Source organism: Pseudomonas sp. ZS1P83 (genome assembly GCF_054897825.1).
On record NZ_CM142706.1, the window covers coordinates 4,601,243 to 4,625,479 of the forward strand.

23 protein-coding genes and 2 tRNA genes are annotated in these 24,237 nt (G+C 57.5%); 4 read left to right on the plus strand and 21 right to left on the minus strand.

The window, feature by feature from the left end; genetic code table 11:
- Positions 1-101 precede the first annotated feature (101 nt).
- From ACYZT0_RS21770 to rlmE, 8 genes are all read right to left on the minus strand, one after another.
- Positions 102-178, minus strand: a tRNA-Met gene (locus ACYZT0_RS21770).
- 96 nt (positions 179-274) lie between these two features.
- Positions 275-360, minus strand: a tRNA-Leu gene (locus ACYZT0_RS21775).
- Positions 361-382: 22 nt separating this feature from the next.
- Positions 383-766 carry a preprotein translocase subunit SecG gene (secG, locus tag ACYZT0_RS21780; RefSeq protein WP_017336473.1) on the minus strand — a complete coding sequence of 128 codons (384 nt, stop codon included), beginning with the start codon at positions 764-766 and terminating at the stop codon, positions 383-385.
- A gap of 4 nt (positions 767-770) precedes the next feature.
- Positions 771-1,526 (minus strand): triose-phosphate isomerase, encoded by a 756-nt coding sequence (tpiA, locus tag ACYZT0_RS21785; RefSeq protein WP_462042943.1) that lies wholly within the window; start codon positions 1,524-1,526, stop codon positions 771-773.
- Between the two features lie 66 nt (positions 1,527-1,592).
- Positions 1,593-2,930, minus strand: coding sequence for a phosphoglucosamine mutase (gene glmM / locus ACYZT0_RS21790; RefSeq protein WP_462042944.1), 1,338 nt, complete (start codon positions 2,928-2,930; stop codon positions 1,593-1,595).
- Between the two features lie 14 nt (positions 2,931-2,944).
- A complete protein-coding gene (folP, locus tag ACYZT0_RS21795) occupies positions 2,945-3,796 on the minus strand; it encodes a dihydropteroate synthase (protein ID WP_462042945.1) in 852 nt (283 codons plus the stop codon).
- A gap of 8 nt (positions 3,797-3,804) precedes the next feature.
- Positions 3,805-5,718, minus strand: coding sequence for an ATP-dependent zinc metalloprotease FtsH (gene ftsH, locus ACYZT0_RS21800; RefSeq protein WP_462042946.1), 1,914 nt, complete (start codon positions 5,716-5,718; stop codon positions 3,805-3,807).
- A 200-nt stretch (positions 5,719-5,918) separates the two neighbouring features.
- Positions 5,919-6,551 (minus strand): 23S rRNA (uridine(2552)-2'-O)-methyltransferase RlmE, encoded by a 633-nt coding sequence (rlmE, locus tag ACYZT0_RS21805; RefSeq protein WP_282374971.1) that lies wholly within the window; start codon positions 6,549-6,551, stop codon positions 5,919-5,921.
- A gap of 105 nt (positions 6,552-6,656) precedes the next feature.
- Between rlmE and ACYZT0_RS21810 the strand changes: the two genes are divergently transcribed.
- On the plus strand, positions 6,657-6,965 hold the full coding sequence (locus ACYZT0_RS21810) for a YhbY family RNA-binding protein (RefSeq protein ID WP_282374969.1): 309 nt from the start codon (positions 6,657-6,659) through the stop codon (positions 6,963-6,965).
- Positions 6,966-6,974: 9 nt separating this feature from the next.
- Here ACYZT0_RS21810 and ACYZT0_RS21815 read toward each other — a convergent pair whose 3' ends face one another.
- The 8 genes from ACYZT0_RS21815 to grpE form a co-directional block, all read right to left on the minus strand.
- Positions 6,975-7,379, minus strand: coding sequence for an MFS transporter (locus ACYZT0_RS21815; protein ID WP_462042947.1), 405 nt, complete (start codon positions 7,377-7,379; stop codon positions 6,975-6,977).
- 28 nt (positions 7,380-7,407) lie between these two features.
- Positions 7,408-7,884 carry a transcription elongation factor GreA gene (gene greA, locus ACYZT0_RS21820; protein ID WP_282374966.1) on the minus strand — a complete coding sequence of 159 codons (477 nt, stop codon included), beginning with the start codon at positions 7,882-7,884 and terminating at the stop codon, positions 7,408-7,410.
- On the minus strand, positions 7,881-11,102 hold the full coding sequence (gene carB, locus ACYZT0_RS21825; RefSeq protein ID WP_462042948.1) for a carbamoyl-phosphate synthase large subunit: 3,222 nt from the start codon (positions 11,100-11,102) through the stop codon (positions 7,881-7,883). The genes greA and carB overlap by 4 nt, the downstream gene beginning before the upstream one ends.
- Before the next feature lie 118 nt (positions 11,103-11,220).
- Positions 11,221-12,357: a glutamine-hydrolyzing carbamoyl-phosphate synthase small subunit gene (gene carA / locus ACYZT0_RS21830; RefSeq protein ID WP_462042949.1), complete on the minus strand. Its 1,137-nt coding sequence runs from the start codon at positions 12,355-12,357 to the stop codon at positions 11,221-11,223.
- A 259-nt stretch (positions 12,358-12,616) separates the two neighbouring features.
- Positions 12,617-13,423 carry a 4-hydroxy-tetrahydrodipicolinate reductase gene (dapB, locus tag ACYZT0_RS21835; protein WP_462042950.1) on the minus strand — a complete coding sequence of 269 codons (807 nt, stop codon included), beginning with the start codon at positions 13,421-13,423 and terminating at the stop codon, positions 12,617-12,619.
- A 9-nt stretch (positions 13,424-13,432) separates the two neighbouring features.
- A complete protein-coding gene (gene dnaJ, locus ACYZT0_RS21840) occupies positions 13,433-14,557 on the minus strand; it encodes a molecular chaperone DnaJ (RefSeq protein ID WP_462042951.1) in 1,125 nt (374 codons plus the stop codon).
- 297 nt (positions 14,558-14,854) lie between these two features.
- Entirely contained in the window at positions 14,855-16,771 is a 1,917-nt protein-coding gene (gene dnaK, locus ACYZT0_RS21845; protein WP_462042952.1) for a molecular chaperone DnaK, read from the minus strand.
- Positions 16,772-16,873: 102 nt separating this feature from the next.
- Entirely contained in the window at positions 16,874-17,440 is a 567-nt protein-coding gene (gene grpE, locus ACYZT0_RS21850; RefSeq protein ID WP_131060792.1) for a nucleotide exchange factor GrpE, read from the minus strand.
- Positions 17,441-17,681: 241 nt separating this feature from the next.
- Between grpE and recN the strand changes: the two genes are divergently transcribed.
- Positions 17,682-19,355 carry a DNA repair protein RecN gene (gene recN, locus ACYZT0_RS21855; protein ID WP_462042953.1) on the plus strand — a complete coding sequence of 558 codons (1,674 nt, stop codon included), beginning with the start codon at positions 17,682-17,684 and terminating at the stop codon, positions 19,353-19,355.
- Between the two features lie 76 nt (positions 19,356-19,431).
- Here the strand turns inward: recN and fur are convergent, their stop codons facing one another.
- Positions 19,432-19,836 (minus strand): ferric iron uptake transcriptional regulator, encoded by a 405-nt coding sequence (gene fur / locus ACYZT0_RS21860; RefSeq protein ID WP_003197684.1) that lies wholly within the window; start codon positions 19,834-19,836, stop codon positions 19,432-19,434.
- Positions 19,837-19,933: 97 nt separating this feature from the next.
- On the opposite strand from fur, the gene ACYZT0_RS21865 reads away from it, so the two are divergent.
- Positions 19,934-20,461, plus strand: coding sequence for an outer membrane protein assembly factor BamE (locus tag ACYZT0_RS21865; protein ID WP_462042954.1), 528 nt, complete (start codon positions 19,934-19,936; stop codon positions 20,459-20,461).
- Positions 20,462-20,522: 61 nt separating this feature from the next.
- Here ACYZT0_RS21865 and ACYZT0_RS21870 read toward each other — a convergent pair whose 3' ends face one another.
- The 3 genes from ACYZT0_RS21870 to ACYZT0_RS21880 are packed head-to-tail and all read right to left on the minus strand — an operon-like array spanning position 20,523 to position 22,675.
- Positions 20,523-20,837, minus strand: coding sequence for an RnfH family protein (locus ACYZT0_RS21870; protein ID WP_462042955.1), 315 nt, complete (start codon positions 20,835-20,837; stop codon positions 20,523-20,525).
- Entirely contained in the window at positions 20,830-21,264 is a 435-nt protein-coding gene (locus ACYZT0_RS21875; protein WP_462042956.1) for a type II toxin-antitoxin system RatA family toxin, read from the minus strand. The genes ACYZT0_RS21870 and ACYZT0_RS21875 overlap by 8 nt, the downstream gene beginning before the upstream one ends.
- Positions 21,265-21,271: 7 nt before the next feature.
- A complete protein-coding gene (locus ACYZT0_RS21880; RefSeq protein ID WP_462042957.1) occupies positions 21,272-22,675 on the minus strand; it encodes a sodium-dependent transporter in 1,404 nt (467 codons plus the stop codon).
- 119 nt (positions 22,676-22,794) lie between these two features.
- Between ACYZT0_RS21880 and smpB the strand changes: the two genes are divergently transcribed.
- Complete coding sequence (smpB, locus tag ACYZT0_RS21885; RefSeq protein WP_462042958.1) at positions 22,795-23,277, plus strand: SsrA-binding protein SmpB; 483 nt, start codon at positions 22,795-22,797, stop codon at positions 23,275-23,277.
- Positions 23,278-23,418: 141 nt separating this feature from the next.
- Here smpB and ACYZT0_RS21890 read toward each other — a convergent pair whose 3' ends face one another.
- Positions 23,419-24,186, minus strand: coding sequence for a GntR family transcriptional regulator (locus ACYZT0_RS21890; protein WP_149630764.1), 768 nt, complete (start codon positions 24,184-24,186; stop codon positions 23,419-23,421).
- Positions 24,187-24,237: the final 51 nt, after the last annotated feature.

The window sequence follows — 24,237 nt, forward strand, 5'->3', positions numbered from 1 at the left end:
AATAAAAAAATGGGCGAAACGCCCATCCTTGAAACGCCGTCGAACAGCGGCGTTGAAAGTGTCCAGCTAACAAAAAGCCCCTTAAAAGGGGCTCCTTAAACTGGTTGCGGGGGCCGGATTTGAACCGACGACCTTCGGGTTATGAGCCCGACGAGCTACCAGACTGCTCCACCCCGCGACAAAGCTGGGGCGGAAGTATACGACCGATCCCTAACAGGGTCAATGTAACCTTCCACCTACAAGAAAGCCCGCAACTGCGGGCTCTCCTGATAATTGGTACCGAGAAGGGGACTCGAACCCCTACACCCTATGGGCACAACCACCTCAAGGTTGCGTGTCTACCAATTCCACCACCTCGGCAATACTACGTTTGAAACCCTTCTTACTTTTGCTCTTGAGCTGGAGGTACGTCAGTCGCTGGAGTAGCCGACTTTTGCTCTTGAAGCACCGGTACATCATCAGAAGCCGGTTGTTGCTTTGGAACTTCCAACACTGCTGGATTTGGCAAACCTACTTGAGTCAGCTGGTGAGCCTTCTCTTTAGCAAAGTAACCTAACCCTAAGCTGGTTATGAAGAAACCGGCGGCAAGTATAGCAGTAAACTTACTAAGAAAGGTAGAGGAACCTTGGCTTCCGAACACAGTATTTGAAGCACCTGCTCCGAAAGACGCGCCAGCATCCGCACCTTTACCCTGCTGCAGCAAAACCAGGGCAACTACGCCCAATGCGCCCAGCAGATGAAAAACGACTACGACTGTTTCCAGCATTTTTTCAGTTTCCCGCGGCGCGACAAATCGCACCGAACTCATCTGCATTCAGGGAAGCTCCACCAATGAGCCCCCCATCGATATCCGGCATGCCGAACAGTTCGACCGCATTGGCCGCCTTCACGCTGCCGCCGTATAGAAGCCGCACACCTTGTGCGATTTCAGAATTCTCTGCCGCCAACTGAGCACGGATGGCTGCGTGCACATCCTGCGCCTGTTGCGGCGAAGCAGTCAGCCCGGTGCCAATGGCCCAGACCGGCTCGTAAGCGATTACTGCCCTTGCAAAGGCACCAACACCCAGCTCCTCTATAATACTGCCCAGCTGACGCCCGACAACCTCTAGAGTTTTACCGGCTTCACGCTGCTCAAGAGTTTCCCCTATGCACAACACCGGAATCAAGCCACATGCCTGTGCCGCTGCGAATTTGCGAGTCAGCATCTCGTCTCGCTCGCCCATTACCTGGCGGCGTTCGGAGTGCCCGACAAGCACAAAGGAACAGCCTGCATCCACCAACTGACTCGGCGCAACTTCACCGGTCAGTGCACCTTGCATGGATTCCACCGCAGAGTTCTGCGCGCCGACCGAAATCGACTTTTCCTTCAAGCCATCAATCACTTGATTGATATGCAAGCAGGGCGGGAATACCGCGACATCAACACCGCTAGGCAAGGCCAGATGACGAAGGCCATTGATCAGCTCAGCGACGCTGGCGCGGGTACCGTGCATCTTCCAGTTACCAGCTACCATAGGGCGACGCATGCTGTACCTCGTCGGTCAAAGTGGGCGCAGATGTTACCCAACACAATCATGGCTGGCAAGCCGAAATCAGGCAGAAACTTCAGTAACCAGTTTTGCCAACTCTTCGGCGTAGCCGCGAACCTGTGTTTCGTCCTCGCCTTCGACCATGACCCGCACCAGCGGCTCCGTCCCGGACTTGCGCAACAGCACGCGACCACGACCAGCCATAGCCTTGGTAACACGTTCGCTGGCCTCTTTGACCGAGGGATGATCAAGGGGGCTTGCACCACCGCCGAAACGCACGTTGATCAGCACTTGAGGGCATTTGCGCAATGCCTGACGGGCTTGAGCAAGACCCTCGGAGCGACGCTTCAGCGCCATCAGCACCTGCAGCGCAGCAATAATCGCGTCACCCGTCGTGGTGTGATTGAAGCAGACGATATGCCCTGAGTTTTCACCACCTACGAGCCAGTTGCGTTCCAACAGGTCGGCGATCACATATCGGTCACCGACATTGGCGCGCACAAAAGGAATCGCCAGATCCGCCAGGGCCAGTTCCAGCCCCAGGTTACTCATCAACGTCCCGACTACACCACCCTGCAACTTGCCGCGCTCATGCAGATCGCGAGCAATGATGAACAGCAACTCATCGCCGTCGACTACTGCGCCAGTGTGATCGACCATCTGGACTCGATCACCATCACCATCAAAGGCAATACCCAAATCAGCATGTTCAGCCAATACAGCAGCTTGCAAAGGCTCCATATGGGTCGAACCGCAATTCTCATTGATGTTCAGGCCATTAGGATGAGCAGAAAGCACAACGACATCGGCCCCCAGCTCACGGAACACACTAGGCGCCACTTTATAGGTCGCACCGTGGGCGCAGTCGATCACGATCTTCAGCCCGGCAAAACTGGTGCCGGTAGGAACGCTGCTCTTGCAGAATTCGATATAACGGCCCGAGGCATCGTTGATTCGCGATACCTTGCCGATCTTGCTCGACTCAACCACAGTCATCGGGGTGTCGAGCAACTCTTCGATCATCAGCTCGACTTCATCCGGAAGCTTGGTGCCCTTTCCAGAGAAAAATTTGATGCCGTTGTCATCGTGAGGGTTGTGCGAGGCACTGATCACGATACCCGCTTCGGCATGGAAGGTACGTGTCAGGTAGGCGATAGCCGGTGTCGGCATCGGACCCAGGAGCATGACATCCGCACCTGCCGACGTAAGCCCGGCCTCGAGCGCCGATTCGAACATATAGCCGGAGATCCGGGTGTCTTTGCCCACCAATACCTTGCAGGCGCCCATTTTGCGGAATGCCATGCCTGCAGCCCAGCCGAGCTTGAGCATGAAGTCAGGAGTAATCGGGTACTCGCCGACTCGACCACGAATGCCGTCGGTGCCAAAGTATTTTTTAGTCATAAGTACTCCATCGTTTATTCGGCTGATTCCACTGCGGCGATCATCCTCACCACATCGACGGTTTCGGCCACATCATGGACGCGCAATATACGCGCACCCTTGACCGAAGCCAGCGCCGCAAGCGCCAGACCACCATACAGACGCTCTCCAACCGGACGATTCAAGGCCTGACCTATCATGCTCTTTCGCGAAACCCCAACCAACAGGGGCCGCCCCAAGGCATGCAGCGCCTCCATATGCTTGAACAAGCTTAGATTGTGCTGCAAGTTTTTTGCGAAACCAAAGCCCGGATCAAGAATGATCCGCTCAGCTGTAATTCCTACCGATGCACACTGAGCCATGCGCGCGGCGAGAAACTCGCCCACCTCTTTCGTGACGTCCTGATACTGCGGATTGTCCTGCATGTCGCCTGGCTCACCGAGCATATGCATCAGACAGACCGGCAGCCCCGTGGCCGCGGCCGCATCCAGAGCGCCATCGCGCCGCAACGAGCGCACGTCATTGATCAATCCAGCCCCAAGTCGTGCGGTTTCGCGCATGACGGCTGGCGTGGACGTATCGACCGAGATAATCACGTCCAGTTCGCGATGAATTCGCTCGACGATGGGTGCTACGCGCTCCAGCTCTTCCAGCGGTGAAACCACCCTGGCACCAGGCCGGGTCGATTCGCCACCGACGTCGATCAGGGTCGCGCCGGCCGCCACCATAGCCTCAGCATGGCGCAAGGCCGCATCGAGCTGGCTGTATTGGCCACCGTCAGAGAAGGAATCGGGAGTGACATTGAGAATACCCATGACATGCGTCCGGGCCAAATCAAGAACCCGGTTGCCGCAAGGCAACCGGGTCGAGGACAGAACAGAAGTCATTTCAAACCTTAAACGTCAGCAGCCGGACCACCGATAGGTGTCTCCGGACGCTCACCCTGCACCGTCGGAGGTGTTCCGGAAGTACCGGTGCTGTCTCCTGACCAGTCGCGAGGCTCGCGAGGTGTACGACCTGCCATGATGTCGTCGATCTGATCGGCATCGATCGTTTCATACTTCATCAGGGCATCGGCCATGGCGTCGAGCTTGTCACGGTTATCCGTGAGGATCTGCTTGGCCGTGCCGTAGCACTGATCAATGATGCTGCGCACTTCGGAATCGATCAGTTTGGCTGTCTCACCGGAGAAGCTTGCACCCTGACCACCACCGCCGCGACCGAGGAACACTTCGCCCTCGTCTTCGGCGTACATCAACGGGCCGAGTTTTTCCGACAAGCCCCACTTGGTCACCATGTTCCGTGCAATCTGACTGGCACGCATGATGTCGTTTGACGCACCGGTGGTGACGCCGTCGAAGCCCAAGGTCATTTCTTCAGCAATACGGCCGCCGTACAACGAGCAGATCTGGCTGATCAACGCACGCTTGGACAGGCTGTAGCGATCTTCTTCCGGCAGGAACATCGTCACACCCAGCGCACGACCGCGCGGGATGATTGACACCTTGTAGACCGGATCATGCTCAGGCACCACGCGACCAACAATAGCGTGGCCTGCTTCGTGGTAAGCAGTGTTCCGCTTCTCTTTCTCGGACATGACCATGGATTTGCGCTCAGCGCCCATCATGATCTTGTCTTTGGCCAACTCGAACTCTTTCATTTCGACGATGCGCTTGCCAGTACGGGCTGCAAACAACGACGCCTCGTTCACCAGGTTGGCCAGGTCGGCACCGGAGAAACCAGGAGTACCGCGAGCGATCACGGCCGGAGCGACGTCGTCACCCATTGGCACTTTGCGCATGTGAACTTTGAGAATCTGCTCGCGACCACGGATATCCGGCAGACCGACGACAACCTGACGGTCGAAACGGCCCGGACGCAGTAATGCCGGGTCCAGTACGTCTGGACGGTTGGTTGCAGCGATGACGATGATGCCGTCATTCATTTCGAAGCCGTCCATCTCTACCAGCAACTGGTTGAGAGTCTGTTCGCGCTCGTCATGACCGCCACCCATGCCGGCACCACGATGACGACCGACGGCGTCGATTTCATCGATGAAGATGATGCATGGAGCGTGTTTCTTGGCCTGTTCAAACATGTCACGAACACGGCTGGCACCGACACCGACAAACATCTCGACGAAATCGGAACCGGAAATGGTGAAGAACGGCACTTTCGCTTCGCCGGCAATCGCCTTGGCCAGCAAGGTTTTACCGGTACCCGGAGGCCCCACCATCAGCACGCCACGTGGAATGCGGCCGCCCAGACGCTGGAATTTGCCCGGATCACGCAGGAACTCGACCAGTTCACCGACTTCTTCCTTGGCTTCGTCGCAACCGGCAACGTCACCCAAGGTGGTTTTCACCTGATCTTCGGAGAGCAGGCGTGCTTTGCTCTTGCCGAAGCTCATCGGCCCGCCCTTGCCACCGGCACCGCCCTGCATCTGCCGCATGAAAAACATGAACACGGCGATGATCACCAGGATCGGGAAGCTTGCGACCAGCAGTTGAGTCCAGATGCTTTGCTGCTCAGGCTGCTTGCCTTCGACCACAACATGGTTATCCACGAGGTCGCCGATCAGACCGTTGTCCTGGATTGCAGGACGAATGGTCTTGAAGCTGTCGCCATCGTTGCGTTTGCCGGTAATCACATAGCCGTCAACTGCTACGCGCTCGACCTTGCCATCCTTGACCTGCTGGATGAAGTCGGAATAGTTGAGGGTCTGCGGCTCGTTAGGACTGGAGAAGTTGTTCATCACCGTCACCAGGACAGCCGCGATGATCAACCACAGGATCAGATTCTTTGCCATATCGTTCAATTAACTACCCTCTGAAGCAAGCTCCGCTAATGGCGCGCGCTTCGCATGATATTCACCGGCCTAACTTACTACATTACCTACGGCTCTGGCAGGCGCCGTCTGTAACCCTTTGTGAAACACTTTCTACACACTATTCGCTAATGCTCACGGGGCGAAATACTAAAAACCTATCACCCCGGTCGAAAAACCTCTTACTCCTCGCTGCGACCGCGGAAACCACGAGCCAGCAGGTACTGCTCACGAGAGCGATCGCGCGACGATTTAGGCTTGCGCGTCGTGACCTTCTCGAATTGCTGGCGAACGCTTTTGTGATATTCGTCGAAACCTTCACCCTGGAAGACCTTGATCAAGAAATCACCACCGGGCTTCAACACCCGAGTCGCCAGATCCAGCGCCAACTCGCACAGGAACATCGATCGCGGCATATCAACAGACGCCAATCCACTCATATTGGGGGCCATATCGGAAATCACAAGGTCTACCTCGTTTTTTCCGACAGCTTCGAGAATCTGCGCCAGCACGGCGTCCTCGGTAAAGTCGCCCTGAATGAAGGTCACATCAGGGATGCTGTCCATTTCAAGGATGTCAGAAGCAATCAGCGTACCTTGCCCACCGATCAGACGACTGGTCACCTGGGACCAGCCACCCGGGGCGGCGCCCAGGTCGATCACGCTCATGCCTGGACGGATCAAACGGTCTCTGTCCTGGATCTCCAGCAGCTTGTAGCTGGCACGAGAACGATACCCATCTTTTTGCGCCATTTTGACGAATGGGTCGTTGAAATGCTCTTGCAGCCATTTAAGACTTGTCTTGGAACGGGCCACGGGCCACCTCGAAAATAAAACGGGTCGTGATTAACTGGGCGGTCCCGGACTCGCTCGGGTAAACTGGCCGCCGCTTTTTACAAGATCAGACGCAGGGGTCAGATTATGCCGCTCACTCAAGAGCAGAAGAAACAGTACAAATCCATTGGCCACCATCTGAAACCAGTTTTGACTGTGGCTGACAACGGTTTGACTGAAGGTGTGTTAGCCGAACTTGAACGCGCTTTAGCGGATCACGAGCTGATCAAAATCAAGCTCAACATCCTTGATCGCGAATCGCGCTTGGCGACCATTGCAGAACTCTGCAAGGTCGGCAAAGGGGATCTGGTTCAAGTCATCGGCAAGATGGCACTGATTTACCGCAAGAACTTCAGCGTCAACAAGCAGCTGTCGAACGTCCATCGTTTCAAGTGATGGCAAGGGTCAAGGGTGTGCTTCGCGCACCCTGCCACTCCCTCCAGGCAGCGGTTGCAACACCAGCACCAGCCCGGAAAAGCCCAGAACAAGATAGCTGAACACCTGCCAGCGCACTGCATCCGGCCAACCGACGCGCACCGCGAAAAACATCGCACACGCATACAGCGCCATCATCAGCAGTTGCCCACGAATATCGCGCCATAGACTGACAAGGCCCTCGGCCTGAATCAGCACCAAAGCCTGAAAAATCACACACGCTGTGGCGAAACCCACCATCAGCGCATTCAGCATGCCTGCAATTTCGTCGATCAGCAGCGGCGCCAGACCTATCTGGCCCAGCACCGGCAGCAGACCGATGTGTAACAGCCACAGGCCGCCAACCCACAACATCTGAGTCAGCTGCCAAAGCATGGCGCCCGCACGGAGCGGGCGCCTTCTTTCAGAGGTGGCGGACTTCGACAATCTCGTACTCGATAACGCCACCCGGCGTTTTCACGGCAACCACGTCACCCTCTTCCTTGGCAATCAAGGCGCGGGACAGTGGTGAACCGACCGAAATCTTGCCGAGTTTGAAGTCAGCTTCATCCTCACCCACGATGTGGTAAGTGACGCGCTCATCCGTCTCGACGTTGGCGATTTCAACGGTGGTGCCGAAGATCACTTTGCCAGTATGAGGAATGGTCGTGACATCAATAATCACCGCGTTCTGCATGCGGCCTTCGATGTCACGGATCCGAGCCTCGACCATACCCTGCTGCTCGCGAGCAGCGTGGTATTCGGCGTTTTCCTTCAAGTCACCCAACTCGCGGGCCGTGCCGATGTCCTGGCTAAGCTTCGGACGGACGACTTTGGTCAGGTGAGCGTGTTCTTCTTCCAGGGCTTTTGCGCCCTGGACGGTCATCGGGTATTTGATCATGCCTTCAATCCTGCGTGTAGATCCTGCAAGCGGCGCACGGTCTTCTCGGGACCGAACTTCAGCGCTTCGCAGATGGCTTCGCCAGCAGCAATGGTGGTGGTGCAGTAGATCTTGTGCTGCAAGGCATTACGACGAATGGAGTACGAATCAGCGATCGACTGACGACCTTCGGTGGTGTTGATGATCAGGGTGACTTCGTCATTCTTGATCATGTCAACCACGTGCGGACGACCTTCGGTCACCTTGTTCACACGACGCACTTTCAGGCCTGCGGCTTCGATCAGCTTGGCAGTACCGGCAGTGGCGACCACTTCGAAGCCCAAGTTGATCAGATCACGGGCCACGCCTGCAACCAGTGGCTTGTCGTCATCACGCACGCTGATGAACGCGGTACCGCCAGTCGGCAGCACTTCGCTGGCGCCCATTTGGGCTTTGGCAAACGCTTCACCGAAGGTGTCACCCACGCCCATCACTTCACCGGTGGACTTCATCTCTGGGCCCAGGATCGGGTCCACACCAGGGAATTTGGCGAATGGGAATACCGCCTCTTTCACGCTGTAGAAGTTCGGAATGATTTCTTTGGTGAAGCCAATTTCCTTCAGTGTTTTACCAGCCATCACGCGTGCCGCGATCATCGCCAGGGAAACACCGATGCACTTGGACACGAACGGTACGGTACGGGAAGCGCGCGGGTTGACTTCGATGACGTAGATGTCTTCGCCTTGCAGCGCCAACTGAACGTTCATCAGGCCGACAACGCCCAGTTCCAGGGCCATTTTCTTGACCTGTTCGCGCATCTCGTCCTGAATGTGTGCAGGCAGCGAGTACGGCGGCAGGGAGCATGCGGAGTCACCGGAGTGAACGCCGGCCTGCTCGATGTGCTGCATGATCGCGCCGATCACCACATCGGTGCCGTCGCAAACTGCATCTACGTCCATTTCGATGGCGCAGTTGAGGAAGTGGTCGAGCAGCACCGGGCTGTCGTTGGACACTTTCACCGCGTCGCGCAGGTAGCGTTTCAGCTCTTCTTCTTCGTAGACGATTTCCATTGCGCGACCGCCCAATACGTAGGACGGACGAACCACCAGCGGGTAACCGATCTTCGCGGCGGCACGAATCGCTTCGTCTTCGCTGCGCACGGTGGCGTTTGGCGGCTGGCGCAGGTTCAGGCGCTCAACCATTTGCTGGAAGCGCTCACGGTCTTCGGCACGGTCAATAGCGTCAGGGCTGGTGCCGATGATCGGCACGCCAGCTTCTTCCAGGGCACGCGCCAGTTTCAACGGGGTCTGGCCGCCATACTGGACGATCACGCCTTTCGGCTTCTCGACGCGGACGATTTCCAGCACGTCTTCCAGGGTGACTGGTTCGAAGTACAGGCGATCGGAGGTGTCGTAGTCGGTGGAGACGGTTTCCGGGTTGCAGTTGACCATGATGGTCTCGTAACCGTCGGCGCGCAGGGCCAGCGCCGCGTGTACGCAGCAGTAGTCGAACTCGATGCCTTGGCCGATACGGTTAGGACCGCCGCCGAGGATCATGATTTTGTCGCGGCCCGACGGTGCGGCTTCGCACTCTTCCTCGTAAGTCGAGTAGAGGTAGGCGGTGTCGGTGGCGAACTCGGCCGCGCAGGTGTCAACGCGCTTGTAGACCGGGAAGATTTCCAGCTTGTGACGGTGGCGACGCAGGTTTTTCTCGGTCACGCCCAGCAGCTTGGCCAGACGCATGTCGGAGAAGCCTTTGCGCTTGAGGCGGAACATCATGTCGCGGTCGATGCTGGCCAGCCCCAGGGTCTTCACCTTCTCTTCTTCCTTGACCAGATCTTCGATCTGCACCAGGAACCACGGGTCGATCATGTTCATGCCGAAGATGTCTTCGACCGACAGGCCAGCACGGAAGGCGTCAGCCACGTACCAGATACGCTCGGCGCCCGGCACGGTCAGCTCACGCTTGAGCACGCTCATGCTTTCCGGGTTGCTCAGGTCGAGCTTCTCGTCCAGACCGCAAACGCCAACTTCCAGGCCGCGCAGGGCTTTCTGCAGGGATTCCTGGAAAGTCCGGCCGATGGCCATGACTTCACCGACCGACTTCATTTGAGTGGTGAGGCGTGCGTCGGCTTTCGGGAATTTCTCGAAGGCGAAGCGTGGCAGCTTGGTAACGACGTAGTCGATGGACGGCTCGAAGGACGCCGGGGTCTTGCCGCCGGTGATTTCGTTCTGCAGTTCGTCGAGGGTGTAGCCGATTGCCAGTTTGGCCGCGACCCGGGCGATCGGGAAGCCGGTGGCCTTGGAGGCCAGTGCCGAGGAACGAGATACCCGCGGGTTCATCTCGATCACAACCATGCGACCGGTGTCCGGGCAGATGCCGAACTGGACGTTGGAGCCACCGGTTTCCACGCCAATCTCACGCAGTACCGCCAGGGAGGCGTTACGCATGATCTGATATTCCTTGTCCGTCAGGGTCTGTGCTGGCGCAACAGTGATCGAGTCACCGGTGTGCACACCCATCGGGTCAAAGTTTTCGATGGAGCAGACGATGATGCAGTTGTCCTTCTTATCACGGACAACCTCCATCTCGTATTCTTTCCAGCCGATCAGGGATTCGTCGATCAGCAGTTCTTTGGTCGGCGACAGGTCCAGACCACGGGCGCAGATTTCTTCGAACTCTTCACGGTTGTAAGCGATACCGCCACCGGTGCCGCCCATGGTGAAGGACGGACGGATGATGCACGGGAAGCCAAGCTTCTCGAGGACCACGTTGGCCTCTTCCATGCTGTGGGCGATACCCGAACGCGGGCAGTCCAGACCGATGGATTTCATCGCCTTGTCGAAGCGCGAACGGTCTTCAGCCTTGTCGATGGTGTCAGCGTTGGCGCCGATCATCTCTACGCCGAACTTCTCCAGAATGCCTTCGCGCTCCAGGTCCAGTGCGCAGTTCAGAGCGGTCTGGCCACCCATGGTTGGCAGCAGCGCGTCCGGACGCTCTTTCTCGATGATCTTGGCAACGGTCTGCCACTTGATCGGCTCGATGTAGGTGGCGTCAGCCATGTCCGGGTCGGTCATGATGGTCGCTGGGTTGGAGTTCACCAGGATGACGCGGTAACCCTCCTCGCGCAGGGCTTTACAGGCCTGGGCGCCGGAGTAGTCGAATTCACAGGCCTGGCCGATCACAATCGGGCCAGCGCCGAGAATCAGGATGCTTTTTATGTCTGTACGTTTTGGCATGGGTTTGTCACTCAAATCCGCAGGTCAGTCGGCAAGCCGTCTTGTTCAATCTGTGAAGCCTTGAGGGGGCCGCCGATGTCGGGACCACCCTCAAGCTTTGCTGCATCAAGGCGAGCGATCAGCGTCGCTTGGCCATTTCGTTGATGAAGCGATCGAACAGTGGTGCTACGTCGTTCGGGCCAGGGCTGGCTTCAGGGTGACCCTGGAAGCTGAAGGCGCTCTTGTCGGTACGCTCGATCCCTTGCAGGGTGCCGTCGAACAGCGATTTGTGAATCGCGCGAACGTTGGCTGGCAGGGTGGCTTCGTCTACCGCAAAACCGTGGTTCTGGCTGGTGATCATCACAACGCCGGTGTCCAGATCCTGGACCGGGTGGTTGGCACCGTGGTGGCCGTGACCCATTTTCAGGGTCTTGGCGCCGGAGGCCAGGGCCAGCAGCTGGTGACCAAGGCAGATACCGAAGACCGGAATCTCGGTCTCCAGCACGTCTTTGATCGCCTGGATCGCATAGTCGCAAGGCTCCGGATCACCAGGGCCGTTGGACAGGAACACGCCGTCCGGTTTCAGAGCCAGGGCTTCAGCAGCTGGCGTCTGTGCCGGCACCACGGTGACGCGGCAACCGCGCTCGACCAGCATGCGCAGGATGTTCAGTTTGACGCCGTAGTCGTAGGCAACCACGTGGTAGGGCAGCTCAGAGGCTGAGAGGGTCGCGTGGCTGTCGGTTTTCAGATCCCAGACAGTCGAGCGCCACTCGTATTTCTCTTTGGTGCTGACAACCTTCGCCAAGTCCATGCCTTTGAGGCCAGGGAAACCCTGAGCGGCGGCAATGGCGGCTTCTTCGGAAATGTTGTCACCGGCCATGATGCAGCCGTTCTGCGCGCCTTTCTCACGCAGGATGCGTGTCAGGCGGCGAGTGTCGATACCAGCGATCGCCACAACATTGTTGGCTTTCAGGTAATCGGACAGGGACATCGTGTTACGCCAGTTACTCGCAACCAGTGGCAGGTCACGGATGACCAGGCCAGCGGACCAGACGCGGTCGGACTCGGCGTCTTCCGGTGTAGTACCGGTGTTGCCGATGTGCGGGTAAGTCAGGGTAACGATCTGTTGGGCGTAGGAAGGATCGGTAAGGATTTCCTGATAGCCGGTCATGGCGGTGTTGAACACCACCTCACCAACGGTTTGACCGTCGGCTCCAATGGCTTCGCCGCGAAAAATGCTGCCATCAGCAAGGGCGAGTATGGCTGGCTTAGTCAAGAAGACCTCCCGTAAATAAAGCCTGAAAGGGCGATCGCAGGTTGTAAAAAAGCGGAGTGACGTATGGACACGTCACCCCGCTTCTTCACTGAATTATTCTGCGCGCTTTTAGTGGACACACTAAAGCTGTAGCTTACAGAAAAAGGCATTTTTGGTCTACCGCCAATGAGCCTTAAAGGCCGAGGAATGCGACAGGACGTCGCTTGGCGTTGTAAAACCGGGCTCAAACGCTGGGTTTGAACCCGATTTCGGGCGCATCTTAACGCAGGTCGAGCACGTCTTGCATGTCGTAAAGACCCGGCTCACGACCATCCAGCCACAACGCAGCACGTACCGCGCCTTTGGCGAAGGTCATGCGACTGGACGCTTTATGCGTAATCTCCAGTCGCTCACCCTCACAGGCGAACAGCGCCGTATGATCGCCAACCACATCACCGCCGCGAACAGTGGCAAAGCCGATTGTTTCACGCTCGCGAGCGCCGGTATGGCCTTCTCGACCATAGACCGCAACCTTCTGCAGATCACGACCCAGGGCGCTTGCGATGACTTCGCCCATGCGCAGGGCCGTACCTGAAGGCGCATCGATCTTGTGCCGATGATGCGCCTCGATGATTTCGATATCCGCCTCATCACCCAGCACACGAGCCGCCATGTCGAGCAGCTTCAACGAGAGGTTCACACCCACGCTGAAATTGGCAGCGAACACGATCGGAATATCTTTGCCCGCCTCGGCCAGCAACTGCTTTTGCGCCGCATCCAGCCCGGTTGTGCCGATCACCATGGCTTTGCCTGCCTTACGACAGAACGCCAGGTTTTTCAGCATGACTTCCGGAAGCGTGAAGTCGATCAACACATCAAACTCTTCAGCCACGGCTTCCACATGACCTGACAGCGGCACGCCGATACGCCCGAGCGAGGCCAGCTCACCGGCATCCACGCCAATCAGCGTACTGCCAGGGCGCACGATGGCCGCCGTCAGACCGGTCAGCGGCGCGCGTTGCTGCACCGCCTCGACCAGAATCTTGCCCATGCGCCCGGCAGCGCCCATCACCGCAATACGTCGCATGCTCACTCCTTACAAATCGCCGAAGAAGCGCTTCACGCCTTCGAACCAACCGGTGGTTTTAGGCGAATGGCTGTTGTCATCCGCCAGGGAGCTGCGGAACTCTTCGAGCAATTCGCGCTGACGACGACCCAGGTTGACCGGAGTTTCGACCGCCACACGGCACATCAGGTCGCCAGCACCACCACCACGCACCGGCGCAACGCCTTTGCCGCGAACACGGAACTGCTTGCCGGTCTGAGTCCCTTCCGGGATTTTCAGTTTGACCCGACCGTCAAGGGTCGGAATCTCCAACTCGCCGCCCAACGCCGCATCGACAAAGCTGATCGGCACTTCACAGAACAGATGCTTGCCGTCGCGCTGGAAGATCGCGTGCTCGCGCACGTTGATCACCACGTACAGGTCGCCCGTCGGACCACCCTGAGCACCCGCCTCACCTTCGCCGGACAGACGAATGCGATCCCCGGTATCGACACCGGCCGGCACTTTCACCGAGAGGGTTTTGTACTCTTCGACACGGCCCTGGCCGTGGCAGGAATCGCACGGATCGGAAATGATCTTGCCCTGACCATGGCAACGCGGGCAGGTTTGCTGCACCGAGAAGAAGCCTTGCTGCATGCGCACCTGGCCGATACCGCCGCAAGTCGGGCAGGTGATAGGCGCGGAGCCTTTCTTGGCACCCGAACCGTCGCACGGCTTGCAGTTGACCAGTGTCGGAACGCGGATATTCACGGTCGTACCGCGCACCGCCTCTTCCAGGTTCAGTTCCAGGGTGTAACGCAGGTCGCTGCCGCGCTGAGCACCGCCGCGAGAACCGCCGCGACCGCCGCCGAAGAAGTCACTGAAGACATCACCAAAGATATCGGAGAAGTTCTGACCGCCAAACCCGGCACCGCCGCCGCCCATGCTCGGGTCGACACCGGCATGACCATACTGGTCGTAGGCCGCGCGCTTGCTGGAATCGGACAGTACTTCGTAGGCCTCGTTGGCCTCTTTGAACATATCTTCCGACGCTTTGTCATCGGGATTACGGTCCGGGTGGTGCTTCATCGCCAGGCGACGGTAGGCCTTTTTCAGGTCCGCTTCGCTTGAGCCGCGCTCAACACCCAACACTTCGTAATAGTCACGCTTTGCCATAAGTCTTTGCACTCTTAAGGACGTTCGGCAAACCTCTCCTGAGCCTCGCCAAACTCGTTGAGCCCCAATACAGGCCCGGACCCAACTCACGTCAATTCAACGATCCTGGTCTTTGATTCAATGCGGTACTTTCGGCTCGAAAAGCAGGAGCATTCCCGGCCATACCGCCAACACACGAGCCTTGTCGCATGCTGTAAAAATTCACTAACTCCAGACACGCCAACGCGGGAGCAAGCTCCCGCGCGGCGACATCCTACCAGTCACCGCCTAAAGGCAGTCAACCGGGCGACCAACAACTTACTTGTGGTCTTTGACTTCTTCAAACTCAGCGTCGACAACGTCGTCAGCCTTTTCAGCTTTTTCGTCGTGTGGTGCAGCGCCTTCAGCTGGCTGAGCCTGCTCGGCGTACATTTTCTGAGCCACTGGCGCGGAGACTTTCGACAATTCTTCAACCTTGGCGTCGATAGCAGCCTTGTCGTCGCCTTTGACGGCGGCTTCCAGGGCAACTACTGCGGCTTCGATTGCAGTCTTCTCTTCAGCGGTCACTTTGTCGCCAGCGTCAGCGACCATTTTGCGCGTCGAGTGAACCAGCGCATCGCCCTGGTTACGAGCAGCGGCCAACTCTTCGAACTGGCGATCTGCGTCGACGTTGGCTTCAGCATCGCGAATCATCTGCTGAATCTCTTCCTCGGACAGACCGGAGTTAGCCTTGATCACGATCGACTGAGTCTTGCCGGTAGCCTTGTCTTTGGCGCCCACGTGCAGAATGCCGTTGGCGTCGATGTCGAAGGTCACTTCAATTTGTGGCACGCCACGTGGTGCTGGTGGAATCTCGGCCAGGTCGAACTTGCCCAGAGACTTGTTCTGAGCAGCTTGCTTACGCTCACCTTGCAGCACGTGAATGGTCACAGCGCCCTGGTTGTCGTCGGCAGTCGAGAACACTTGCGATTTCTTGGTAGGAATCGTGGTGTTTTTTTCGATCAGCGCAGTCATCACGCCACCCATGGTTTCGATACCCAGGGTCAGCGGGCTGACGTCGAGCAGCAGAACGTCTTTCACGTCACCGGCCAATACTGCGCCCTGGATAGCAGCACCCATGGCAACGGCTTCGTCCGGGTTCACGTCTTTACGTGCTTCTTTACCGAAGAATTCGGTCACCAGCTTCTGAACCAGTGGCATACGGGTTTGACCGCCCACCAGGATCACGTCGTTGATGGCGCCAATGTCGATGCCGGAATCTTTCAGAGCGATGCGGCAAGGTTCGATGGTCCGTTGAACCAGGTCTTCTACCAGCGCTTCGAGCTTGGCGCGGGAGATTTTCACGTTCAAGTGCTTAGGACCGGTGGCGTCTGCAGTGATGTACGGCAGGTTCACGTCGGTCGACATGCTCGAGGACAGTTCGATCTTGGATTTTTCAGCGGCTTCTTTCAGGCGCTGCATGGCCAGCGGGTCACCCTTAAGGTTCATGCCGCTTTCTTTCTTGAATTCGTCAACGAGGTAGTCGATCAGACGAATGTCAAAGTCTTCACCGCCCAGGAAGGTGTCACCGTTGGTGGCCAACACTTCGAACTGGTGCTCGCCATCGACTTCAGCGATTTCGATCACGGAAACGTCGAAAGTACCGCCGCCCAAGTCGTAAACGATCACGGTGTGATCGCCCTTCGCCTTGTCCATACCGTAAGCCAGAGCGGCTGCGGTTGGTTCGTTGATGATACGTTTTACGTCCAGGCCCGCGATGCGGCCGGCGTCTTTGGTCGCTTGACGCTGGCTGTCGTTGAAGTAGGCCGGAACGGTGATCACCGCTTCGGTCACTGGCTCGCCGAGGTAGTCTTCGGCAGTCTTCTTCATTTTCTTCAGAATTTCAGCCGAGATTTGTGGCGGCGACATTTTCTGGCCGTTCACTTCAACCCACGCGTCGCCGTTGTCAGCCTTGGCGATTTTGTACGGGACCATCTTGATGTCTTTCTGTACGACTTCTTCGTCGAACTTGCGACCGATCAAACGCTTCACCGCGTACAGGGTGTTGTGCGGATTGGTCACTGCCTGACGCTTGGCCGACTGGCCTACGAGAATTTCGCCATCGTTGGCATAAGCGATGATCGACGGCGTGGTGCGCGCGCCTTCAGCGTTTTCAATAACTTTGGCTTTGCCGTTTTCCAGCACGGAGACGCAGGAGTTGGTAGTCCCCAGGTCGATACCGATAATTTTGCCCATGTTCACTCTCCCGAAACTTTGGATTTGGATGCCGCAGCAGTGGTGGCTAACTGCGGTAGCACTTAAACGCTTGACTTCTAAATGGGGGCCTTGCGGCTAATTTCAAGCCTGCTCGTCAATCGAAGGCGAAACTGGCGCAGGAGCCTTGCTGACCACGACCATGGCCGGGCGCAGCAGGCGACCGTTGAGCTGATAGCCCTTCTGGAACACCTTGAGCACGCTGTTCGGCTCGACGTCGGCGCTTTCCTGCATGGCCATTGCCTGATGCTGAACGGCATTGAACGGTTCGCCATGCGGATCGATCGCTTCCAGCTGATAACGCTTCAGGGTGTCCTGGAACATTTTCAGGGTCAGCTCAATGCCTTCGCGCATTGGACGGATGCTTTCGTCATCCGGATTGGACAACTCCAGACCGCGCTCCAGGCTGTCGATGATCGGCAACAAGTCACCGGCGAATTTTTCCAGCGCGAACTTGTGAGCCTTTTCGACATCCTGTTCGGCGCGACGGCGGACGTTCTGCAGGTCAGCCGCTACACGCAAAGCCTGATCATGAGCGCCAGCCAATTGCTCTTCGAGCACTTGAACACGAGCCGCCAGTTCATTACCCGAATCCTGGGCAGCCTGATCGGCGTCTAGATTTTGCGTATCCACTGTCTGTTCGTCAGCCATAGATTTCCCCTTTCAATATCGTCCGCGAGCTCAACTCGCGCTTCTGCCCAGCTATATGGGGCCGCAAAATCCAGCTTCAAGGGCCGCTTATTGATTAACCCTACAAAAAACAGCTGCATTGTCATTCCCGGGCGCACTAAGGATTTCGTCGGACCAAGCAAATCGAGCTAAGGGAGGGCATTGTCAGGCAGAAACAAAACACTGTATAAATAACCAGACCTAAAGCCTGGGAGCGGCCTTTATGCTGGTGCATCTGTCCGTACATAACTACGCCATCGTTGAACATCTCGATCTCGAACTCGATCGCGGGATGAGCGTGATCACAGGGGAGACCGGCGCCGGCAAGTCGATCATGCTCGACGCCCTAGGCCTGACCCTGGGCGATCGCGCCGACAGCGGCGTGGTCCGTCCTGGCGCAGAAAAAGCCGATATCCTGGCAACCTTCGACCTGGTCGATATTCCGGAAGCCAGCGCGTGGCTGGCCGAGCGCGACCTGGAGAGTGACGGCCCGTGCATCCTGCGCCGGGTGATCACCGCCGAAGGACGCTCGCGCGGCTACATCAATGGCACACCTTGCCCCCTCGGCGATCTCAAGGCCCTGGGCGAGCTGCTGATCGACATACACAGTCAGCATGAACACCAATCACTGCTCAAGACCGACACGCACCGCCGCCTGCTCGACGAGTACGCCGGCGCAACGGACCTTGCCCGTCAGGTACACCTTGCCGCCCAACGTTGGCGCCAGACCCGCCAGGAACTGGAACGTCTCTCCAATTCCGGCGACGAACAGCGCGCTCGCCATCAATTGCTCAGCTATCAACTCGAAGAACTGGAAAACCTCGGCCTCGGCGAAAACGAGCTGGAGCAGTTGGAACAGGAACACAAGAACCTGACCAACGCCGAAACCCTGCTGGGCATTTGCCGGCAAGTAGTCGAGCAATGCAGCGAAAGTGATTCCGGCAATGTGCTGAACGCCCTCACCGCCAGCCTCAACCGCCTTTCGAGCGTCAACAATTCGATTGGGGCCCTGGGCGAGGCCAGTAGCCTGCTGACCAGTGCGCAGATCCAGGTTGAAGAAGCCGTGGGGGAACTGAACCGCTTCCTTGATAACTTCGATGCCGATCCCGCGCGTCTTCAGTACCTGGAAGAACGCCTTGATGCGATCTACACCATGGCGCGCAAACACCGCATCCAGCCGACCGAAGTGGCCGAGATGCAGCAGCGCTTGCTGGATGAAATTGAAACCCTGAATGCCAACGACGAATCCATCGAGCGACTGAGCGATGAACTGGCCTCCTATGCCCGTCATTATCAGGAGAAGGCTCGTGAGCTGAGCGATTTACGCCATCAGGCGTCGAGCAGCCTGGCTGGCGCCGTGGAGCAGGAAATCCAGCGACTGGGCATGCCCGGCGGCCGTTTCTCCATCGAACTGCGCCCCAACAGCAGCGATGAACTCCTGCCCAATGGACTTGAGCAGGTAGAACTGCTCGTGAGCGCCAACCCGGGGCAACCGCTGAAAGCCTTGGCAAAAGTCGCATCCGGCGGCGAGCTGTCACGGATCAGTCTGGCGATTCAAGTGATCACCGCGCAGACCTCGCGTGTACCGACCTTGGTGTTCGACGAAGTGGACGTGGGCATCGGCGGCCCTACTGCCGAGATCGTCGGCCAATTGCTGCGTCGACTTGGGGAGCGCGGGCAGGTCCTGACGGTCACTCACTTGCCGCAAGTTGCGGCGCAGGGTCATCAGCATCTATTCGTACACAAAGTGCGCGGCGAGGATGCTACTCACACAGCCGTCTCCAAACTGAGCAAGAATGATCGCGTCGAAGAAGTGGCGCGAATGCTGGGAGGTATCGACCTCACCAAGGAATCCCTGGCTCATGCCAGGAAAATGGTCGTCACTGCGAAGATTTAAGACCGACAGAAAGCACGAAGGCGACCCCAGGGGTCGCCTTCGCTCGTTTCGCGAACCTTACGTTCGCGCGACATGCTTACTTTTTCTTGCGCACGTACAGTACAAGGTTGTGATCAACCATCTCGAAGCCATACTTGTCGACGATTGCCTTCTGCAGACGCTCGATTTCTTCGTCGAAGAATTCGATCACTTCACTGGTCTCGACGTTGACCATATGGTCGTGATGCTTGCCGTCGTCCAGCTCGAAGACCGCATGGCCCCCGTCGAAGTTGTGCCGCACCACAAGGCCAGCTGCCTCGAACTGAGTCAGAACACGGTAAACCGTGGCCAGACCGACGTCCTCACCAGCCTCCATCAGCGCCTTGTAGACATCCTCGGCACTCATGTGGCGTTGCTCGGCGGAATCGAGCATTTGCAGAATTTTGACCCGTGGAAGGGTCACTTTGAGGCCGGCTTTGCGTAGTTCGCTATTTTCAACCATGGTCAGCTTTCTCGCGATGCTGCTTCGCAGCTTCTCTTAATGCGGGTATGATCGGCGTTTACGTTGTCCCAGCCAAGATAGTGGAAGTCGCCCACCGATGCAAAACACCAAGCTCTTGCTAACCAGTTTCACCTTTGTGGGACTGCTCGCACTCGCCGGTTGTTCATTCCCCGGGGTTTACAAAATCGACATCCAGCAGGGCAATGTCGTCACGCAGGACATGATAGACCAGTTACGCCCGGGAATGACCCGTCGGCAAGTACGGTTTATCATGGGCAACCCTCTGCTGACTGACACGTTCCATGCCGATCGCTGGGATTACTTGTATAGCCTGCAACCAGGTGGTGGTGAACGCCAACAGGAACGCATTAGCGTTATCTTCAACCCTAATGACCAACTTGTCAGCCTCTCTGGTGATTTCATGCCGGGCGTGAGCCGGGACGAAGCCATTCTCGGCAAGGACAGCGGCACTGCAGTTGCTGCGCCAGCAGAAAACGCCGAGAAGCCGAAACCGGAAAAACCGGTTAAGCCAGGTTCATTGCTGGATCAGATCCAGAAGGACGTCGACGGTGTAGAAACCGTTCCAGTCCCGACTCCAGAACCTCTGGAAACTTCGCCGCAATAATTTGCGACGCAATAAAAAACCCGGCATGTCCGGGTTTTTTATTGCCCTGCATTTGAGCGAATCACTGATTCCGGGTTTTGGCCTCAGCAGCTTTGGCAGCACGCAACCGGCGAACCTCTTTCGGATCAGCCAGCAATGGCCGGTATATTTCGATGCGATCACCCGCCTGGACAGGACGACTGTCCGGATCTGCGACCACTTTGCCGAAGATCCCTACCGGGCAATCGGCCAGATCCAGCTCCGCAAACGCCTCGCCGACACCTGACATCAGCAAAGCCGCCCGCACGGTCGTTCCTGCCGGCACCGTCAGCGACTGGAGCACCTGACGATCAATGGCGGCATAGACCACCTCGACGTCGATCACGGCCTCAACCATGCATCTGTTTTGCGCGCTGGCAGAAGGCATCCACCAGCGTATTGGCCGCCTGGTTGAACAACGGCCCCAAGGTAGCGCGAACAATCGGCCCGGCGTAATCAAACGACAGGTCCAAGCTGATCTTGCAGGCCTTCTCCCCCAATGATTTGAACACCCAGACGCCATGCAACTGGTTGAACGGACCCTTCTCGAGGTTCATCTCAATCGAATGTCCGGGCACCAAGGTATTTCGAGTCACGAAATGCTGACTGAGGCCACCCTTGGCCACACCCACGCTCGCGCGCATATGCTCACAAGAGCTTTCCAGCACTTCGGCTGACGAGCACCACGGCAGGAATTCCGGATAACGCGCCACGTCGTTGACCAAGTCATACAGCGCTTGCGCCGGGTACGGCAGCAAGGCCGAACGTTGAATGTGTGTCGTCATGTCAGCGTCACTTCCACAGCTGGGCGGCAAACACTACGAGAATGCCGATGGGCGCCACATAGCGCATCAAGAACAGGGACAGGGCGAACAATACCGGGCTGCGGATCGACAACTCGTCGCGTACCGCTTCACGGCCCATCACCCAGCCTGCAAACACCACGAAACACAAACCACCGAGTGGCAACATGATCCGCGAGGTGAAGAAATCGATCACACCAAAGAAATCCATTCCGCCCGCCGCACCCCATTGATAGAGGTGGAACAAACTGCCTTCGTTCACGAAAAATTTGGCGTCCTTCCAGATATTGAAGGAGAACACCGTGCCCAGACCGACGAACCAGCAGGTGAAGGCCAGCCCGAAGGTGACCCACGCGCGGCTGACTTTCGTGCGTTCAACCAGGTAAGCCACCATGGGTTCGAGCAGGGAAATCGCCGAACTCCAGGCGGCAATCGCTACCAGCACGAAGAACACTACGCCCATCAACTGGCCGAACGCTACGTTACCAAACGCAAAGGGCAGGCTGACGAACATCAGGCCAGGACCTTCGCTCGGGTTCAGGCCTGCGGCAAACACAATCGGAAACAATGCCAGACCCGCCACCAGGGAAACGAAGGTATCGAGCAGTGCCACGCCGACGATGGTGCCGGAAATCGACGAGTTCTTCGGCATGTAGGCGCCGTAGATCATGATCGAGCCGACACCCACGCTCAGGGAGAAAAAAGCGTGGCCCATGGCGGGCAGCAAGCCGTCGAGTACTTTTTCCGGGTGGAAGTCGAACATAAAATGCACACCTTCCATGAAATGGCCGGTGGTCATGCTGTAGCCCAGCAGCACAAGAATCATCACAAAGAGAAGCGGCATCATGATCCGCAGGCTACGTTCCAGGCCGGCGACCACGCCCTTGGCGATGACCACTGCCGACAGCAGCATGAAAATCGTGTGCCAAAGTGTCAGGCGCCATGGGTCAGAGATAACGTTGCCAAAGTAGGCGCCGACCTGATCAGGCGTTACACCCTGAAAGTCACCACGGCCCATGTCGATGATGTAATCCAGCGACCAGCCGCCGACCACACTATAGAAGGACAGGATCAGCAACGCCGTGACCATCCCGGCAAATGCGCCCCAGGACCACTTCGCCGAATGCCCGGCTTCCAGCGCCAATACCTTCAAAGCGTTGGCCGGGCTCTGCCGGGCACGACGGCCGATCAGGGTTTCGGCCAACATCACCGGCACACCGATCAGCGCGATACAGGCCAGAAACATCAGCACAAAGGCCCCGCCGCCATAGACACCGACCATGTACGGGAATTTCCAGATACTACCCAGGCCCACGGCCGAACCGGTCGCGGCGAGTATGAAGACCCAGCGGCTAGCCCAACTGCCGTGGACAGAAACCTTGTCTGTCGACATCGTTATCACGCCCAAGCGTTCAAAAAAAGAGGCCGCATTGTCCGGGATTCAATCAACCTGCTCAAGCACGTAGCGACACCGTAGCCGACTTGCTTGCAACTCCCTATAATGCCGCCCCTATGGCTAAACAGAAGAAACACCCAACAGGGACCATCGCGCAAAATAAAAAGGCGCGACACGATTACTTCATCGAGCATAAGTTCGAGGCTGGTCTGGTCCTGGCCGGCTGGGAAGTAAAAAGTCTGCGGGCAAGCAAGCTACAACTGGTTGACAGTTATGTGCTGCTCAAGGATGGCGAAGCTTGGCTGCTCGGCAGCCACATTACGCCCCTGATGACCGCCAGCACCCACGTCATCGCTGATCCGACCCGCACCCGAAAATTGCTGCTCAACCGGCGCGAGCTGGAAAAGCTGGCCACTGCCGTGCAGCAAAAAGGTTACGCCTGTGTGTGCCTGTCCTGGTACTGGAGCAAGCACATGGTCAAGTGCGAGATCGCTCTGGGCAAGGGCAAGAAGGAATACGACAAGCGTGATACCGAACGCGAACGCGACGCCAGTCGCGAGTTGCAGCGTGCGGTGCGAAACAAGGGCAAGGAAGATTAACTCTTTGCCTTGAGTTCGCCTTCTGATCGTTCCCACGCTCTGCGTGGGCATGCATCCCGTGACGCTCCGCGTCACAAAGCGGACGCAGAGCGTCCATTGCTGCATTCCCACGCAGAGCGTGGGAACGATCAAACCTACTGACTACATCCCCTTGCGCCGCTCCGCCCGAGCCATGCGCTGCACTTCCTGACGCACCTCTTCCAGCACTTCCTGTACATACAAAATGTGTCGACTAGAAACTTCTCGTGCCTGTTCTGCCCTTCCTTCGATAATCGCCAGGTACAACTCACGATGCTGGGTGATCAGCATGTCGCGGGTTTCGGTGCGCTGCTTGTACATCCCACCGATATTGGTCACCACGTTGCGCTTGAGCAGGTCGAACAACCCACGAATGGTGTGCAGCAACACCGCGTTGTGGCTAGCTTCAGCAATCGCCAGATGGAATTTCGCATCCGCCGCGCCCTCTTCCGCACGGCTCACTTCGTCATGACGCGTATAGCAGTCCTGCAATTCGTTGAAGGCCGCGGTCAGCCGTTCGCGATCAACATCCGTCGCACGCAACGCTGCGTAATAGGCGCAGGAGGCTTCCAACGTGTGGCGAAACTCCAGCAGATCGCGCTGCGCTTCAGGGTTGCTTTCCAGCAGATGCAGCAGCGGATCACTGAAGGTTGACCCCAGCGACTCCACCACGTAATTGCCGCCACCCTGGCGACTGACCAGCAAGCCCTTGGCCGCCAGTTTCTGAATAGCTTCGCGCAACGAAGGGCGTGACACACCGAACTGCTCGGCCAACGCACGTTCGGCCGGCAAGCGCTCACCCGCCTTCAGCGTGCCCTCGAGAATCATCCCCTCGAGTTGCTCGACAATATCGTCAGACAAACGGCGCTGACGAATCTGATCAAACCCCATAACTCAATTCTCCACGATCCCGACGACTCGCCGGGCTCTCTATTCTGGCCT

Coding starts and splice junctions, on each gene's coding strand:
- secG (WP_017336473.1), bottom strand. CDS start 766: ATGCTGGAAACAGTCGTAGTCGTTTTTCATCTGCTGGGCGCATTGGGC.
- tpiA (WP_462042943.1), bottom strand. CDS start 1,526: ATGCGTCGCCCTATGGTAGCTGGTAACTGGAAGATGCACGGTACCCGC.
- glmM (WP_462042944.1), bottom strand. CDS start 2,930: ATGACTAAAAAATACTTTGGCACCGACGGCATTCGTGGTCGAGTCGGC.
- folP (WP_462042945.1), bottom strand. CDS start 3,796: ATGACTTCTGTTCTGTCCTCGACCCGGTTGCCTTGCGGCAACCGGGTT.
- ftsH (WP_462042946.1), bottom strand. CDS start 5,718: ATGGCAAAGAATCTGATCCTGTGGTTGATCATCGCGGCTGTCCTGGTG.
- ACYZT0_RS21810 (WP_282374969.1), top strand. CDS start 6,657: ATGCCGCTCACTCAAGAGCAGAAGAAACAGTACAAATCCATTGGCCAC.
- ACYZT0_RS21815 (WP_462042947.1), bottom strand. CDS start 7,379: ATGCTTTGGCAGCTGACTCAGATGTTGTGGGTTGGCGGCCTGTGGCTG.
- greA (WP_282374966.1), bottom strand. CDS start 7,884: ATGATCAAATACCCGATGACCGTCCAGGGCGCAAAAGCCCTGGAAGAA.
- carB (WP_462042948.1), bottom strand. CDS start 11,102: ATGCCAAAACGTACAGACATAAAAAGCATCCTGATTCTCGGCGCTGGC.
- dapB (WP_462042950.1), bottom strand. CDS start 13,423: ATGCGACGTATTGCGGTGATGGGCGCTGCCGGGCGCATGGGCAAGATT.
- dnaJ (WP_462042951.1), bottom strand. CDS start 14,557: ATGGCAAAGCGTGACTATTACGAAGTGTTGGGTGTTGAGCGCGGCTCA.
- dnaK (WP_462042952.1), bottom strand. CDS start 16,771: ATGGGCAAAATTATCGGTATCGACCTGGGGACTACCAACTCCTGCGTC.
- grpE (WP_131060792.1), bottom strand. CDS start 17,440: ATGGCTGACGAACAGACAGTGGATACGCAAAATCTAGACGCCGATCAG.
- recN (WP_462042953.1), top strand. CDS start 17,682: ATGCTGGTGCATCTGTCCGTACATAACTACGCCATCGTTGAACATCTC.
- fur (WP_003197684.1), bottom strand. CDS start 19,836: ATGGTTGAAAATAGCGAACTACGCAAAGCCGGCCTCAAAGTGACCCTT.
- ACYZT0_RS21865 (WP_462042954.1), top strand. CDS start 19,934: ATGCAAAACACCAAGCTCTTGCTAACCAGTTTCACCTTTGTGGGACTG.
- ACYZT0_RS21870 (WP_462042955.1), bottom strand. CDS start 20,837: ATGGTTGAGGCCGTGATCGACGTCGAGGTGGTCTATGCCGCCATTGAT.
- ACYZT0_RS21875 (WP_462042956.1), bottom strand. CDS start 21,264: ATGACGACACACATTCAACGTTCGGCCTTGCTGCCGTACCCGGCGCAA.
- ACYZT0_RS21880 (WP_462042957.1), bottom strand. CDS start 22,675: ATGTCGACAGACAAGGTTTCTGTCCACGGCAGTTGGGCTAGCCGCTGG.
- smpB (WP_462042958.1), top strand. CDS start 22,795: ATGGCTAAACAGAAGAAACACCCAACAGGGACCATCGCGCAAAATAAA.
- ACYZT0_RS21890 (WP_149630764.1), bottom strand. CDS start 24,186: ATGGGGTTTGATCAGATTCGTCAGCGCCGTTTGTCTGACGATATTGTC.